This window comes from Stenotrophomonas sp. 78350_Sma, from assembly GCF_056482105.1.
Genome location: NZ_CM151182.1, coordinates 1,205,223 through 1,219,687, shown reverse-complemented (window position 1 = coordinate 1,219,687; position 14,465 = coordinate 1,205,223). Strand labels below are relative to the sequence as shown.

The 14,465-nt window shown below is 66.4% G+C and carries 10 protein-coding genes; 4 read left to right on the top strand and 6 right to left on the bottom strand.

The features are described from left to right. The first annotated feature begins 28 nt into the window (after positions 1–28). The 3 genes from ACZK4H_RS05615 to ACZK4H_RS05605 all read left to right on the top strand — a co-directional run bounded on the left by ACZK4H_RS05615 (position 29) and on the right by ACZK4H_RS05605 (position 5,347). Positions 29–931, top strand: coding sequence for an ABC transporter ATP-binding protein (locus ACZK4H_RS05615; protein ID WP_099553046.1), 903 nt, complete (start codon positions 29–31; stop codon positions 929–931). Between the two features lie 12 nt (positions 932–943). Further along, the gene (locus ACZK4H_RS05610) at positions 944–4,528 is read left to right on the top strand and encodes an ABC transporter permease/M1 family aminopeptidase (RefSeq protein WP_099553047.1); all 3,585 of its coding nucleotides are present in this window, start codon (positions 944–946) and stop codon (positions 4,526–4,528) included. A 417-nt stretch (positions 4,529–4,945) separates the two neighbouring features. Continuing rightward, positions 4,946–5,347 (top strand): hypothetical protein, encoded by a 402-nt coding sequence (locus ACZK4H_RS05605; protein WP_099553048.1) that lies wholly within the window; start codon positions 4,946–4,948, stop codon positions 5,345–5,347. A gap of 41 nt (positions 5,348–5,388) precedes the next feature. Here the strand turns inward: ACZK4H_RS05605 and ACZK4H_RS05600 are convergent, their stop codons facing one another. The 6 genes from ACZK4H_RS05600 to ACZK4H_RS05575 form a co-directional block, all read right to left on the bottom strand. Then, a complete protein-coding gene (locus ACZK4H_RS05600; protein ID WP_099553049.1) occupies positions 5,389–5,691 on the bottom strand; it encodes a hypothetical protein in 303 nt (100 codons plus the stop codon). Beyond that, a complete protein-coding gene (locus ACZK4H_RS05595) occupies positions 5,688–6,152 on the bottom strand; it encodes a GNAT family N-acetyltransferase (protein WP_099553050.1) in 465 nt (154 codons plus the stop codon). Before ACZK4H_RS05595 ends, ACZK4H_RS05600 begins: the two co-directional genes overlap by 4 nt. Before the next feature lie 62 nt (positions 6,153–6,214). Beyond that, on the bottom strand, positions 6,215–6,601 hold the full coding sequence (locus ACZK4H_RS05590; RefSeq protein WP_099553051.1) for an SseB family protein: 387 nt from the start codon (positions 6,599–6,601) through the stop codon (positions 6,215–6,217). 135 nt (positions 6,602–6,736) lie between these two features. Then, the gene (locus tag ACZK4H_RS05585) at positions 6,737–8,452 is read right to left on the bottom strand and encodes an alpha-amylase family glycosyl hydrolase (protein WP_099553052.1); all 1,716 of its coding nucleotides are present in this window, start codon (positions 8,450–8,452) and stop codon (positions 6,737–6,739) included. Next, positions 8,452–9,939: an MFS transporter gene (locus ACZK4H_RS05580; protein ID WP_099553053.1), complete on the bottom strand. Its 1,488-nt coding sequence runs from the start codon at positions 9,937–9,939 to the stop codon at positions 8,452–8,454. The genes ACZK4H_RS05585 and ACZK4H_RS05580 overlap by 1 nt, the downstream gene beginning before the upstream one ends. After that, positions 9,936–12,128 carry an MGH1-like glycoside hydrolase domain-containing protein gene (locus ACZK4H_RS05575; protein ID WP_099553054.1) on the bottom strand — a complete coding sequence of 731 codons (2,193 nt, stop codon included), beginning with the start codon at positions 12,126–12,128 and terminating at the stop codon, positions 9,936–9,938. Before ACZK4H_RS05575 ends, ACZK4H_RS05580 begins: the two co-directional genes overlap by 4 nt. Positions 12,129–12,365: 237 nt before the next feature. On the opposite strand from ACZK4H_RS05575, the gene ACZK4H_RS05570 reads away from it, so the two are divergent. Continuing rightward, a complete protein-coding gene (locus ACZK4H_RS05570; protein WP_099553055.1) occupies positions 12,366–14,417 on the top strand; it encodes a glycoside hydrolase family 97 protein in 2,052 nt (683 codons plus the stop codon). Positions 14,418–14,465 lie beyond the last annotated feature (48 nt).

Sequence of the window (14,465 nt, the reverse complement as noted above, 5' to 3'; positions counted from 1 at the left end):
GACACGCTCATGGAAAGGTGTACGTCACATGCTGAAGATCGATTCGCTGTCGAAGACGTACGCTAATGGCGTGCATGCCCTCAACAACGTCAGCCTGGACATCCCACGCGGCATGTTCGGCCTGCTCGGCCCGAACGGCGCCGGCAAGTCGTCGCTGATGCGCACGCTGTCCACCTTGCAGGAGGCCGACAGTGGTACGGCCACACTCACCATTCCAGGCGAGGCGCCGATCGATGTACTGCGCGACAAGGACGCGGTGCGCCGCCGACTGGGCTACCTGCCGCAGGACTTCGGCGTCTACCCCAAGGTCAGCGCGCTGGACCTGCTGGAGCATTTCGCTGTACTCAAGGGCCTGACCCAGCGCGCCCAGCGGCGCGAAGTGGTCGATGGACTGCTGCAGCAGGTAAACCTGTGGGACGCACGCAAGCGCAAACTCGGCACGTACTCCGGCGGCATGCGCCAGCGCTTCGGCATTGCCCAGGCGCTGCTCGGCGACCCGCGTCTGGTGATCGTCGACGAACCCACCGCCGGCCTCGACCCCGAGGAACGCAACCGCTTCCTCAACCTGTTGGCGGCGATCGGCGAGAACGTGGCGGTGATCCTGTCCACCCACATCGTCGAGGACGTGACCGACCTGTGCCCGACGATGGCGATCATGAACAAGGGCCAGGTACTGCTGACCGGGCGACCGGCCGATGCCATCGACGCATTGCAGCAGCAGGTCTGGCGCAAGCAGGTCGATCCTTCGGAACTGACCGACCACGAGGCGCGCTACGTGGTGCTTTCCACGCGCCTGGTCGGGGGACGCCCGGTGATCCACGTGCACAGCGCCAACGACCCTGGCGATGGCTTCGCGGCCGTGGCTCCCGACCTTGAGGACGTGTACTTCCAGCGCCTGCGCCTGCAGGCCCGTGCCCGCGCGGCGGCCTGAGCGGAGCACACCATGATCCTCGACTTCTTCCGCTTCGAGCTGCGCGAGCAGCTGCGTTCCCCGCTGCTATGGCTGCTGGCCGGGCTGTTCGCCCTGCTCGCCTTCGCAGCCGCCTCCAGCGATGCGGTGCAGATCGGTGGCGGCACCGGCAACGTGCACAGCAACGCGCCCACCGTGATCGCGCAGATGCTGGGCATCTTCACCCTGCTCGGCATGCTGGTCACCGCGCTGTTCGTCAGTAACGCGCTGTTGCGTGACTTCGAGCTCGGCACCGCCGAACTGATCTTCGCCAGCCCGGTGAAACGCCGCGATTATCTGGCCGGGCGCATCGCTGCGGCACTGGCGTCCGGGCTGCTGGTCTACGTGCTGATCGCATTCGGCCTGTGGCTGGCGCCGTTCATGCCCTGGGTCGATCCCGAACGCATGGGCCCGATCAGCTGGCAGGGCTATGCCTGGACCTTTGCGGTCATCGTCATTCCCAACCTGCTGTTCACCACCGCGCTGCTGTCGCTGCTGGCCGCGGTGACCCGCTCGATCCTGTGGGTCTACATCGGCCTGGTCGCCTACCTGGTGCTGTTCGGTGCCAGCGCGGCCCTGCTGCGCGACATCGACAACACCTGGATCGCGGTGCTGAGTGAGCCGCTCGGCATGCGTGCGCTGGGCCGCACCATCCGCTACTGGTCCACCGCCGAACGCAACAGCGGCATTCCCGCGCTGACCGGTTACCTGCTGGCCAACCGCGCCCTGTGGCTGGGCGTGGCCGCGGTGCTGTTCGCCGCCACGTTCGCGCTGTTCCGCACCGAACGCAGCGGCAGCCGCCGCCGGCGCTGGGGCCACAGGCAGGCGCAACCGGCTGCCGATGCCAGCGTGGTCCGTCCCACCCGCGCGACGCTGCCGCGCGTGATACCGGCGTTCACAGCCACCACGGCGTGGCAGCAATTCCTTCGCCAGGTGCGTTTCGACACCGGCGGCGTACTGCGCAGCGTCCCGTTCATCGTGCTGCTGGTGCTGGGCCTGGCGAACTTCCTGCCCAGCGCCCTGTTCCGGCAGACGCTGTACGGCACCTCGATCTGGCCGGTCACCTCGCAGATGATCATGGGCCTGCAGGGGGCTTTCAGCTGGCTGCTGATCATCATCGTGCTGTTCTTCGCCGGCGAGCTGGTCTGGAAGGAGCGCGGCGCGCGCATCAATGAAGTGACCGACGCCATGCCGGTGCCGAACTGGGTGCCGCTGCTGGCCAAGTTCACCGCACTGGTGGCGGTGATCGCCTGTTTCCAGGCTGCCGGCGCGCTGGCTGCGATGAGCGTGCAGCTGGCCAAGGGCTACACGCACCTGGAGCCGCTGCTGTACCTGCGCAGTCTGGCGCTGGATTCGGTGGTGTACGTGCTGATGGGCGGCATGGCGCTGGTGCTGCAGGTGCTGACCAACAACAAGTTCATCGGCTACGCGCTGCTGATCGTGGTGATGATCGGCCAAGGCGTGCTGGGCATGCTCGACTACACGCAGAACATCTACAACTTCGGCAGCTGGCCGATCGCCCCCTATTCGGACATGAACGGCTACGGCCACTTCCTCACCGGACAGCTGGCGTTCCAGGGCTATTGGGCGTTGTTCCTGCTCGCGTTGATGTGCGTGGCCTCCGCCTTCTGGGTGCGCGGTGTCAGCCAGGGGCTGCGCCAGCGCCTGGCCCTGGCCGGCCACCGCCTGCGTGGGCCGACCGGTACCTTTGCGGCGTTGGCCGCAGCGGCGTTCGTCGCCGTGGGTGGCTGGCTGTACTGGAGCACCAACATCCGCAACGAGTTCATCTCGCCCGACCAGCAACTGGACCTGCAGGCCCGCTACGAGCGCGAGCTGTCGAAGTACCGCAACCTGCCGCAACCACGCATCGTCGCCGTGGACAACCGCGTGGACCTGTTCCCGGAATCGCAGTCGATGGTGATCGATGCGAACTGGACGATCCGCAACCTGCACGCGCAGCCCATCCAGGAACTGCATGTCTCGATGGGTGACGACAAGCAGCTGCTGGCGACCGATCTTGGCGGGCAGAAGCTGACCTTCCACGACAAGGATCTCGGCTACCGCATCTACCGGCTGGACACGCCACTGCAACCGGGCGAAAGCCGCAGCGTCCATTTCCGGGTGGCGCAGAAGCCCAATGGCATCACCGCCGGCCAGGCGCCGAGCAACCTCGTCGACAACGGCACGTTCTTCAACAGCCGTGTCCTGCCGTCGTTCGGCTACAACGAAGGCGCCGAGATCAGCGACCGCAACGAGCGGCGCAAGCGCGACCTGGGTGAGCCGCGGCGCATGCCCAAGCTGGAAGACGAAGCAGCACGCGCCGACACCTACATCTCCAACGATGCCGACTGGCTCGATTTCCGCACCACGGTGTGCACAGCACCGGACCAGGTCGCGCTGGCCCCGGGCTACCTGCAGCACGAGACCACGGTCAATGGCCGGCGCTGTTTCAGCTATGCCATGGATCGCCCGATGCTGAACTTCTACGCCTACCTGTCGGCGCGCTGGGACGTGCGCAAGGGCAGGTACAAGGGCATTCCGATCGAGGTCTACTTCGACCCGGCGCACGGCTACAACGTGGACCGGATGATCGAGGCAGTGCAGAAGTCGCTGGCCTACTACGAAGCCAACTTCACCCCGTACCAGCACCGTCAGGTACGCATCATCGAGTTCCCAGGCTATGCGCGCTTCGCGCAGTCGTTCGCCAACACCATCCCCTACTCCGAGGCCATCGGCTTCATCGCTGACCTGCGTGACCCGGACAAGGTGGACTACGTGTTCTACGTGACCGCGCACGAAATCGCGCACCAGTGGTGGGCGCACCAGGTGATCGGTGCCAACGTGCAGGGCGCCACGGTGCTGTCCGAATCGCTGTCGCAGTACTCGGCGCTGATGGTGATGGAGCAGGAGTACGGCCGCCAGCACATGCGCCAGTTCCTCAAGCGCGAACTGGACGGCTACCTGTCCGGCCGCGGCGGCGAGGCCATCGAGGAACAGCCGCTGGAGCGCGTGGAGAACCAGCAGTACATCCACTACCAGAAGGGTTCGCTGGTGTTCTACCGGCTGTGCGAGGAGATCGGCGAGCAGGCGCTTAACCGGGCATTGAAGCGCTTCCTGCAGGACAAGGGATACCAGCAACCGCCCTACACCACCTCACGCGAGCTGCTGGACTACATCAGGGCCGAGACCCCGGCCGACCGCCAGCAGCTGGTCACCGACCTGTTCGAGAAGATCAGCTTCTACGACAACCGCGTGATGGCCGCCAGCGCCCGCAAGCGCGATGACGGCCGCTACGACGTGACCTTGGACCTGCACGCCGCCAAGCAGTACGCCGACGGCAAGGGCAAGGAGAGCGACGGAAAGATGGATGACTGGGTCGAGGTCGGCGTGTTCGCCAATGGTCCGTCGGGCAAGGAGCGCGACCAGAAGGTGCTGTACCTGCAGCGCCACCACATCACCAGCACCGATCCGAAGATCACGGTGACGGTGGACGAGAAGCCGGATGAAGCGGGCTTCGACCCGTACAACAAGCTGATCGACCGGGTGAGCGATGACAATCGACGCAAGGTGACGATGTGAGGTATGCGATGGTGCCGGTAGCGGCCGGCACCACCATCGACTGCGTGCATGGGAATGCAATGTGGTTGCGATGATCCATGGCTGAAGGTTCTGCTTTAGCTCACTACCCCGACTGATCGCCGGCACCGCGCGCAGTCCATCTGCAGTGCCGAGCCATGCCCGGCACCATCTGCCTGAAGACACTCCGCTGACGTCTGTCCCAGGCACAACCGCATCAGCAACGATGCCTCCTGCCGCACTTCGGCCCGCGCGCCCGCTTCCCATCTCCTGACATCACGTTGATCCAGAATCCTTGCGCTTCGCGAGCAGACCGCTGATGCAAGGCGGATCGCCGCGCCCGCAATGTGGAGCTACGGAACGACCTCGAACACGAGGCGGGTCCACAGACATGATTCCTCATCCAAGGAGTTCCACTAGATGAAGCAGTGGCTTCTGCTGGGAACACATATCCTGATCGCCATGATCTCCTCCCTGCTGGGAGGGCTCTACGTAATCCAGACGTTTCCCAGCCCGCGGCAGCAGTACAGCAATGAGCTTGCAATGTCGGTCCACCTTCTTTTCGACGAACAGGGGCAGGCGAGGGACGAGGCCGACCTTCGCCGCAGAATCTCCCTGAACATCGCCAACAGCCTGCACCTTTCCGCCAGATCACCGGGCAGGTCGGAGACAGAACTCGAGCGCCTGAGAGCCCTCAGCCGTCGGGTACTGCAGCAGGATCTGCTGAGATATGTCGAGCAGTCTGATGCGCGGCGCAATGCGCTTGACGGGGCCGTCCACCTGACACGCGACCTGCCAACACATGGCTCGCCCCCCGGTTAACGCCGGGACACGCCCGGCGGCTGGCGCCCTGCATGAGGGCATCAGCCGCGTGGCGGCGCCCCGGCCTTCGGCCCCAGCAAGGCCAGCAGTACATAGACCACGATCGAGGCGACAGTGCCCAGCGCCGCCGGCAACCCGAATGCCCACGCCGAACGACCCTGCTGGCGCGCCCACTGGGCCAGATGCCAGGCCGCGCCCAGGTTGATCAGCCAGGCAATGACGAACACCGGCCACAGCACCATGCCCACCGCGCGCAGGAGGGGCATGGACACCAGCGCGGCAGCGATGGCCGCGATCAGGAAGATCAGGGCCGAGCGGGAATGACGTGCCGTGGATACGCTCATGCGGCCAACCTGCGCACCATCACCAGCACGCGATAGCTGCGGTTGTCGGCTTCCTGCAGCGGCTTCCATCCCAGCCGCGCATACAGACCACCGTCCAGGGCCTCGGTCTGCAGGTAGAGATCGGAAACCCCCATCCGCACCGCCTGCGCCGCTGCCTGCTCCACCAGCGCGCCAGCCAGCCCACGCCCACGATGGCTGTCGGCCACGAACACGCTGCCCAGCCAATGTTCGTACTGTGGGAACGCCTGCATTTCCCGCCGCTTGAGCTGCACGGCACCGACCAACTGGTCTCCATCGAATCCTGCGATCAGGTGCGGGAAACCTTCGGCATCCTGCGGCGGATTGAGCCGCTGCAGTTCCTGTTCCAGTGTCAGGCCGGCGTCCTGGCCCCATTCCGCGTGGTACCACTGGGCCAATTGCTGCCGTTCCGGCGCATTGACGGGTAATTCCCTGAATTCCATGGCGTAACCTCGCTGGGGAAGCGCTCTGTAGAGTCGAGCCATGCTCGACTCTACAGAGGTATTCAGCCCCGCGCGAAGTCCTTCAGGATCTCGCCCACGCCGCTGGGCGAGATCTCGAAGCCCAGCGAAGTACCCGGGTTGATCACCACGCCATAGCCACCCGGCACGCGGCGCAGCACGTCCAGCATCAGCCAGCGGATCTGGTGTTCGGCCTGCTGGCTGTAGATGCCCACCCGCGACGGATCGGTGAACACGGCCACGTGCAGGGTGCCCTGCTGGTCGAACAGCAGCGGGTCGAAGCCGCTGCCGTCGGGGGTGACCAGGCTGCCGGTCAGCAGCACCACCTCAGAGGCAACGAAGGCCTCCATGAAGGCGCGGATCGGCACCGCCCCGTCCATCGCCGCCTTCAGCAGGGTTTCGATCGGGGTCTGCGGGGCGAGGTCGGTCATGGCATTACGGCGGGGCGTGAGGGGTGCCTATTGTGCCGGATGCGGCCAAACCCGGTAGTGCCGGCCGCTGGCCGGCATCTGCAGGTACCAGGAATCCTGGTGTTGCCGGCCAGCGGCCGGCACTACCGGCGGGGGTCAACGTCCGAGGCGCTGGTCCCGCGCCCGCTGGTCGGCCATCGCTTTGTCCAGCTCGGCCTGCAGCGCCGGCTGCTGCACGGCGGCGTCCAGCACATAGACCTTCACACCGTGCGCGGGCACGTCGGCCTTCAGGGATGCATCCACCTGCAACGAACCGCCGTCCAGCGCATCACGCCAGCGGCCGGACTGGACGTAACGCGCCACGGTGAGAGTCCTGGCCTGGTCGCCCTTGTTCAACAGCACCAGCGCGGTCTGCGCCACCTCGCCATGCTGCAGCACGCGGAAGAACACCGCCTCATCGCCCTGCAGGCGCTCGTTCACCTGCAGGCCGCGCTGCAGCGCCGGGGTGGCTTCGCGCAGCCTGGCGATACGCTGCAGCGGCGCGAAGATCGGGCTCTTCGGCGCCGCATCCACACGCGGCTGGCCGAAGTACGCACGGTTGCCGGCATGCTCGGCACGGCCACGCATGAAACCGGTCTCCGAGCCGTAATAGACCACCGGAATGCCGCGCGCGGTGAACAGCCAGTTGTGCGCATCGATGAAGCCGTTGTCGCTGGCCTGCAGGCGCGGCATGTCGTGGTTGTCGTAGAAGCTCATCAGCTCATACGGGTTGGCGTACGGCCCCCCGCTCAGGTGCAGCGGCTCGGCCAGGGTCTCGAAGCCCTTGCCGGCGGTGCCGAAGGTCTGCTCCAGTGCGCCGCGCAGCGGGAAGTCGAGCACACTGACATTGGCGTTGGCCGGCCAGGTGTGCTCGGCAATGGTCGCCGCGTTGTAGTCGAAGGCTTCGCCAAACATGAACATGCCCGGGTGCTCGGCGCGGATGCGCTTGACGAAGGCATGCCACCACGGATGCGGCAGCCAGCCGATGGTGTCGATGCGCAGCGCATCCACGCCCTGCGCGGTCCATTGCAGGTAGGCACCGACCAGGTAGTCCATCACCGCCGGATTGTCCTGATTGAAGTCGGACAGCTCAGCCAGGTTGCCATCGAAGATCGAGCCATCCTTGCTGTCGACCGGACCGATGTTGTTGTAGAACGCGTGCAGCGGGTTGTGCTTCGGATCCAGTTTCTGCGGCGGCAGGTTCTGGTGGTCGGCGATCAGCTTTCCGTCCTTGTCGAAGATCTGCCCGAACTGCGGCTGCCGTGTCGGCATGGTCCACGCCGGCGAACCGTGGTTGCCGACGATGTCCAGCACCACCTTCAAGCCAGCACCGTGCAGGCCCTTGGTCAGCCCGGCGAAGTCCAGGTCCTTGCTGGGCAGGTGTTCATCGAGTTTGTAGAAGTTGATGCCCCAGTACCCGTGGTAGCCGGTCTTGCCACGGTCGGTCAGCGTGCTGGTGCAGCTGATCGGCTTGCTGCCGGTGAAGGCTTCATCCGGGTTGTCGACGATGGGGGTGATCCACACCGCACCGAACCCCAGGTTGCGGATGTACTGCGCATTGTCGAGCACGCCACGGAAGTCACCGCCGAGGTAGCCGATGTTGCCGTCCACCTTGTCCGGGCATGGCACCGGAATATCGAAGGTGCGGTGCGCACCCCCCTGGTCACGATGGTCGTTGGACGGATCACCATTGACGAAGCGGTCGGTGACCACGAAGTACACCGCATCACTGGCGAACGGCTCGGTGGTGCCGACGTAGTCCGGGCGCGGCGCGGCCGCGGTCTGGCCGGCGAACAGGGCAAGGGAAACAGCAACAGCCAACGCAGCACGCATCACACCACCTCCGGTCGGGACGGAACCCGCAGCACACACAGGCCGGCAATGAACAGGCTGCAGCCGCCCAGTACCAGCACATGCATCGGCTGACCGCCCAGCCAGGCGCGCAGGGCAAAGCCGAGCGCACTGGCCGCGACCAGCTGCGGGATCACGATGAAGAAATTGAAGATGCCCATGTACACGCCCATCTTCGACGCCGGCACGCTGTCGGACAGCAGCGCATACGGCAGCGACAGGATCGACGCCCAGGCAAAGCCGACGCCGACCATCGACAGCAGCAACCAGTGCGGGTCCCGGATGAACATCAGAGAGACCAGGCCGGCGCCGCCCAGCCACAGGTTGACCAGATGGCTCCAGCGCAGGCCGATCGCACGCACCATCGGCGGAATCAGCACCGCCGCCAGCGCAGCGAAGCCGTTGTAGGCGCCAAACAGCACGCCCACCCAGTTGGCACCTTCGTTGTAGGCGGCCGACTGTGGATCGGTCGAACCGAAGTGGGTACCGGCCACCGCAGCGGTGGTGTAGATCCACATGGCGAACAGCGCGAACCACGAGAAGAACTGCACCCACGCCAGGCGGCGCATGGTGACCGGCATCGCGCGCAGGTCGCCGACGATGGCGGCCAGCATATGGGTGGCAGGCAGCGCGCGGGCCACGGCCAGCAGCAGGCCGTAGCCCGCACACAGCCCCGCCAGCACGTACAGCATCCTGTCACCCTGGCGCCAGGCGATCAGCAGGGCCAGCAGCACACCCAGTCCCAGCCACAACGCCACCTGCGTCCACGGTGCCGGTCCGCTGATCACGCGCGCGGCGTGGTGCGCCGGTGGCTCGGCATCGTCGAATGCGGCCAGCTGCGCCGGCGAGTACTCGCGGGTGCTCACCACCGTCCAGGTGATCGCTGCCAGCAGCACCACCGCGCCGAAGTAGAACGCGTAGCGCACGGTGTCCGGCACTTCACCGGCGGCAGCCGTATTGGCCACGCCGAAGTGGGCGAGGATGAACGGCAGGAAGCTGGCAACGATCGCGCCCACGCCGATGAAGAAGCTCTGCATCGCATAGCCGGTGGGACGCTGGCGTGGCGCCAGCTGGTCACCGACGAAGGCACGGAACGGTTCCATCGATACGTTGATCGAAGCGTCCAGCACCCACAGCGTGCCGGCGGCGATCCACAGCGTCGGCGAGTTCGGCATCACCAGCAGCGCCAGCGTGGTCAGCACGGCACCGATCATGAAGAACGGACGGCGGCGGCCCCAGCGCGTCCAGGTGCGGTCGGACAGGTAGCCGATCACCGGCTGCACCAGCAGGCCGGTGAGCGGTGCGGCGATCCACAGCCCTGGCACCGCATCAATGTCCGCGCCCAGCGTCTCGAAGATGCGGCTGGCATTGGCGTTCTGCAGCGCGAAACCGAACTGGATGCCAAGGAAGCCGAAACACATGTTCCAGATCTGCCAGAACGACAGCTGCGGTTTGGCGGGACGATTCATCGTGCGCCCTCTTCCATCGCCACCGGTGCCACCTTCAGCGCCTGCACCTGCGCCTGGTTGAGCACGCCCTCACGGCCGCCCTTGCCACCGGTGTAGTGCGCGAAGTGTTCAAGCGCGCTCATGTTGAAGCCCTCTTCAAGCGTGACCGTACAGCGGCCCTTGGGCACCGCGAACGTTGCGGAGGTCGATTCCTGCAAGCCCACGCTGTGCGGCAAGGCAACCGTGTGCCGTTGCAGCGGCTGGCCGGGACACTGCAGCGCCAGCTGCTTCACCGCAGCGGTGACGCCGGTGTTGATCGGGCCGTTCGGGTTGGCGTACTGCAACCGCAGCCGTACGTGTCCGGCGTTGGCCGAGGTGAACTGCCAGTGCTGCTCCCCCTTCAGCAGCTGCTCCGATCCGACACAGACCGTCGGACTGTGCAGTGATTCCAGCATGCCTTGGCGATGGGTCAGGCTGAGGCAGTGCTGCAGGCCATCGTCGCTGATGTGCGCCACGCCGTTGCTGGCGGTGACCGTCTTGCCGTCCTGCCACAGCACGTGATGCGCGGCGACCTGGACGTCCCAGCCCGCGCCCTTGCGCAGGGGCTGCGGCGCCACCGGCGTGGCCGGCGCACGCGCGTTGGCATCCGCCGTCGTGGCGGTGAAACCAGTTGCTGCCGGTGCAGCGACCAGCTGCACCGTGGTGGTCGTGCCGCGCGTGGTGGTCCTACCGGCCAGTAGCAGGCCGTCGCCCACGTTCTGCGGGCGCTCCAGCACGTAGCGCTTGCCAGCGACTTCCAGGCTGATGCTGCGCTGCGTGCCGAACAGCTCCGGCACCAGCACCGCCGGCAGCTTGGGCTGCACGCGGCCATCGTCCTGCACGCCGAATACACCTTCGACCACCATCGACAGATAGCCGGCCACCGACCACAGCTGGCGTTCGGAATTGACCACTGGGCCGCTCAGCGCGCCTTCCTCGACATGCACGGCCTGGCTGACCAGCTCGTAGTTCTCCATGTTGGAGCCGGCCAGCGCGGCACCCTGCATCAGCGAGCGGATCTCGGCCGCGATGCGCGGCGCATCATCCAGCTGCCGCGCTGCACGCAGCGAATAGGCGCTGACGAACGGCCAGATCGCGCGGTTGTGGTAGATCGGCTGCTGCGCTTCCTGCGGCCAGACCACCGGGCTGCCAGCCGGCCCCATCGGGTACGCCGCCAGCGCACGGCGCGCACGCTCGGGCGGCAGCACGTCGGCCAGGATGCCCAGTGACAGCCCGAGCAGATCGACCTTGGTGTACGGCACCGGGTGCGCGGCTTCGCCGATGTAGCTCATGTACTGGCCGATGTCCTCGCGCCAGAAGCGCGCATCAATCTGCTGCGCCAACGCATCGGCCCACGCCTTGTACTCGGCCGCGCGGGCATCGCCGTGCTGGCCGGCCAGGCGTTCGGCCAGGCGCAGTGCCTGGTAGTGCAGCACGTTGGTGGACAGCGCATAGGAATCACCAATGAAGCGCACATCCTCGCGGGTCCAGTCAGGATAGGTCTGCTCGCGCCAGTCCAGGAACGAGGTTTCCCCCCGGTACAGGCCCATCTGCGTGTCGAACACCATCGCGCGGTCCTGCGCCAGCGTGCCCTGCAGCGCCTGCCAGACCTGGTCGGCAAACGCGCGATTCTCCAGCAGATGACGTGCAGCCAGGAACCACACCACGCGATCGCTGCTGATCGGCCAGCTGCCGCCGGAACCGGTGTCCTGCGCCACGTACAGGCCAGGCGTCTGACCATCACGGGCTGCCGACAACTTGAACTGCAGGGACTGCCGGGTGCGCTGTGGGTCCAGCCGCGCCAGCGCCAGATCGGCGGCGAAGCTGACATCGCGGGTCCACACATAGGGCCAGCGCGCGCCTGTCTGGAAGCACTCGCATGGCACCGGCCGGCCTTCGTCGAACGCAGGATCGCGGATCGCATCCACGCGATCCTGGTCCATCTCCTGCTGGGCCAGCGCGAACAACGCGTCGAACATCACGCTACCTGTCTGGCTGCGCATCGGCATGGGCGCGATGCGCACCTCACCCTTCGGCGCATGCAGCAGGTAGCTGCCGTTGGCAGCGGCTTCGGCACGCGCATGGCGGCCGTCGAATTGCAGGTCGGCCGCCTGCGCGGTCGATCCCAGCGCTGCCCCCAGGGCAGCGGTCAGGCAAATGATCTTCAGCATCGAAGCGGCGGACCGGCTTGCGCCCGTCGGCCTCCCTCCCTCTCTGCACGCGTTGTAGGTCCGCACCGTCGTTGCCGGCGGGCGGGCGCGGCCCCTCCCTCAAGGTGCCTTGGCCCCATGGTAGACGCGGGGCTGTCGGCTGCGTCCAGCTGCATACGTATTCATGGCGCCACGCGGTAGCGCGCCTGCTGCGCTGGCTTATGGTCCGGGTCTGCCAACGGCGCCTTGGGAGGGGAAATGCCGATGTCACACACGGTTGTACGCGCACTGTTCGCGCACATGCTCGGCGTGGCCCTGCTGGGATTGACCACGCAGGCACAGGCCGCGCCACAGGTCGTCAGCGTCGAATCACCCGGCAAGGTGCTCAAGGTCAGCCTGGTGCTGGACGGCGGCACCGCCCGCTACCGCGTCGAGCGTTTCGGCGAGCCCGTGGTGGCCGATTCGAAGCTGGGCTTCGAACTGCGCGATGGCCGCCTGGACCGCGATTTCGCCCTGCTCGGCCACCAGCAGCGCAGCGTCGATGACACCTGGGAACAGCCCTGGGGCGAGCGCCGGCTCACCCGCAACCACTTCAACGAGATGACCGTGCAGCTGGCCGGGACCACCGGCAGCAGGCGCCGGCTGGATGTGGTGTTCCGCGTCTACGACGATGGCCTGGGCTTCCGCTATGTATTCCCTCAGCAGCCGAACCTGCGCGAGGCCATCATCGATGACGAACTGACCGAGTTCGCCATCGCGCCCGAATCAACCGCCTGGTGGATTCCCGCCGGTGAGCCGATCCACTACGAATACCTGTACCAGCGCACGCCGCTTCGCGAGGTGCCGCTGGTGCATACGCCGATGACCCTGCGCAGCCGTGATGGCCTGCACGTGGCGATCCACGAGGCCGCGTTGGTGGACTACGCCGGCATGTGGCTGCGGCGAACCGAGGGACAACGCCTGCGCGCGCAGCTGTCACCCTCGGCCGAAGGCTGGAAGGTGCGCCGTGCCCTGCCCTTCGCCACGCCCTGGCGCACGCTGCAGATCGCAGACCGTGCCGGTGGCCTGGTCGAATCGGACCTGATCCTCAACCTCAACGAGCCCAATGCGCTGGGCGATGTGAGCTGGGTGAAACCGGCCAAGTACGTGGGCGTGTGGTGGTCGATGCACCTGGACAACGAGAGCTGGGCGACCGGACCGAAGCATGCGGCCACCACCGCCAGGACGAAGAAGGTGATCGACTTCGCCGCCGTGCACGGCTTCCGTGGTGTGCTGGTGGAAGGCTGGAATCCGGGCTGGGACGGCATGTGGGTAGGCAATGGCTACGACTTCGATTTCACCCGTGCCACGTCCGATTTCGACATTGAAGCACTGTCGGCGTATGGCCTGAAGAAGGGTGTTCACCTCATCGGCCACCATGAAACCGGCTGCGCCATCGAACACTACGAGGATCAGCTGGGCGCTGCGCTGGACCTGTACGCACGGCTGGGCGTGGACCAGTTCAAGACCGGCTATGTCTGCGACGACGGCCAGGTCGACCGCCGCAATCCCACGGGGGGCCCGCTGTGGCGCGAGTGGCACGACGGGCAGTTCATGGCCCGCCACCATCTGAAGGTGGTGCAGGAAGCCGCGCGCCGGCACCTGTCGGTGAACCCGCATGAGCCGATCAAGGACACCGGCCTGCGCCGCACCTATCCCAACTGGATCTCGCGCGAAGGTGCGCGTGGCATGGAGTACAACGCCTGGGGCCAGCCACCGAACCCGCCGGAACATGAGGTCAACCTGGTGTTCACCCGCATGCTGGCCGGGCCGATGGATTACACCCCCGGCATCCTCAGCCTGAAGGGCCGCCACGGCCAGGCCATCCCCAGCACGTTGGCCCGCCAACTGGCGCTGTACGTGGTGCTGTACAGCCCGATCCAGATGGCCGCCGACCTGCCCGAGCACTACCTGCAGCATCGCGAGGCGTTCCGCTTCATCGAAGACGTGGCGGTGGACTGGGAGCAGAGCCGCGTGCTCGATGGCGAAGTGGGCGACTACGTGACCATCGTGCGCCGCGACCGCAACAGCCGCGACTGGTTCCTCGGCAGCATCACGGATGAACACGGCCGCGTGCTGCCGGTGTCGCTGGGCTTCCTGGAGCCAGGCGTGCGCTATCGCGCCGAGATCTACCGTGATGGTGAAGGCGCTGATTTCCGCAGCAACCCGTTCGCGTTCGCACGCGAAACCCGCGAGGTGACCAGTGCCGATGCAGTGACGCTGGTGCTGGCACCGGGCGGTGGGCAGGCCATTCGCTTCACGCCGCTGTGAATGCCCCGGTAGTGCCAGCCGCTGGCCGGCAACCCGGTGAACGCGATT

Excerpts from the sequence above, each read along its gene's own strand:
- ACZK4H_RS05615 (WP_099553046.1), top strand. The coding sequence starts at position 29 with ATGCTGAAGATCGATTCGCTGTCGAAGACGTACGCTAATGGCGTGCAT.
- ACZK4H_RS05575 (WP_099553054.1), bottom strand. The coding sequence starts at position 12,128 with ATGCTGAAGATCATTTGCCTGACCGCTGCCCTGGGGGCAGCGCTGGGA.
- ACZK4H_RS05595 (WP_099553050.1), bottom strand. The coding sequence starts at position 6,152 with ATGGAATTCAGGGAATTACCCGTCAATGCGCCGGAACGGCAGCAATTG.
- ACZK4H_RS05585 (WP_099553052.1), bottom strand. The coding sequence starts at position 8,452 with ATGCGTGCTGCGTTGGCTGTTGCTGTTTCCCTTGCCCTGTTCGCCGGC.
- ACZK4H_RS05605 (WP_099553048.1), top strand. The coding sequence starts at position 4,946 with ATGAAGCAGTGGCTTCTGCTGGGAACACATATCCTGATCGCCATGATC.
- ACZK4H_RS05600 (WP_099553049.1), bottom strand. The coding sequence starts at position 5,691 with ATGAGCGTATCCACGGCACGTCATTCCCGCTCGGCCCTGATCTTCCTG.
- ACZK4H_RS05570 (WP_099553055.1), top strand. The coding sequence starts at position 12,366 with ATGCCGATGTCACACACGGTTGTACGCGCACTGTTCGCGCACATGCTC.
- ACZK4H_RS05610 (WP_099553047.1), top strand. The coding sequence starts at position 944 with ATGATCCTCGACTTCTTCCGCTTCGAGCTGCGCGAGCAGCTGCGTTCC.
- ACZK4H_RS05580 (WP_099553053.1), bottom strand. The coding sequence starts at position 9,939 with ATGAATCGTCCCGCCAAACCGCAGCTGTCGTTCTGGCAGATCTGGAAC.
- ACZK4H_RS05590 (WP_099553051.1), bottom strand. The coding sequence starts at position 6,601 with ATGACCGACCTCGCCCCGCAGACCCCGATCGAAACCCTGCTGAAGGCG.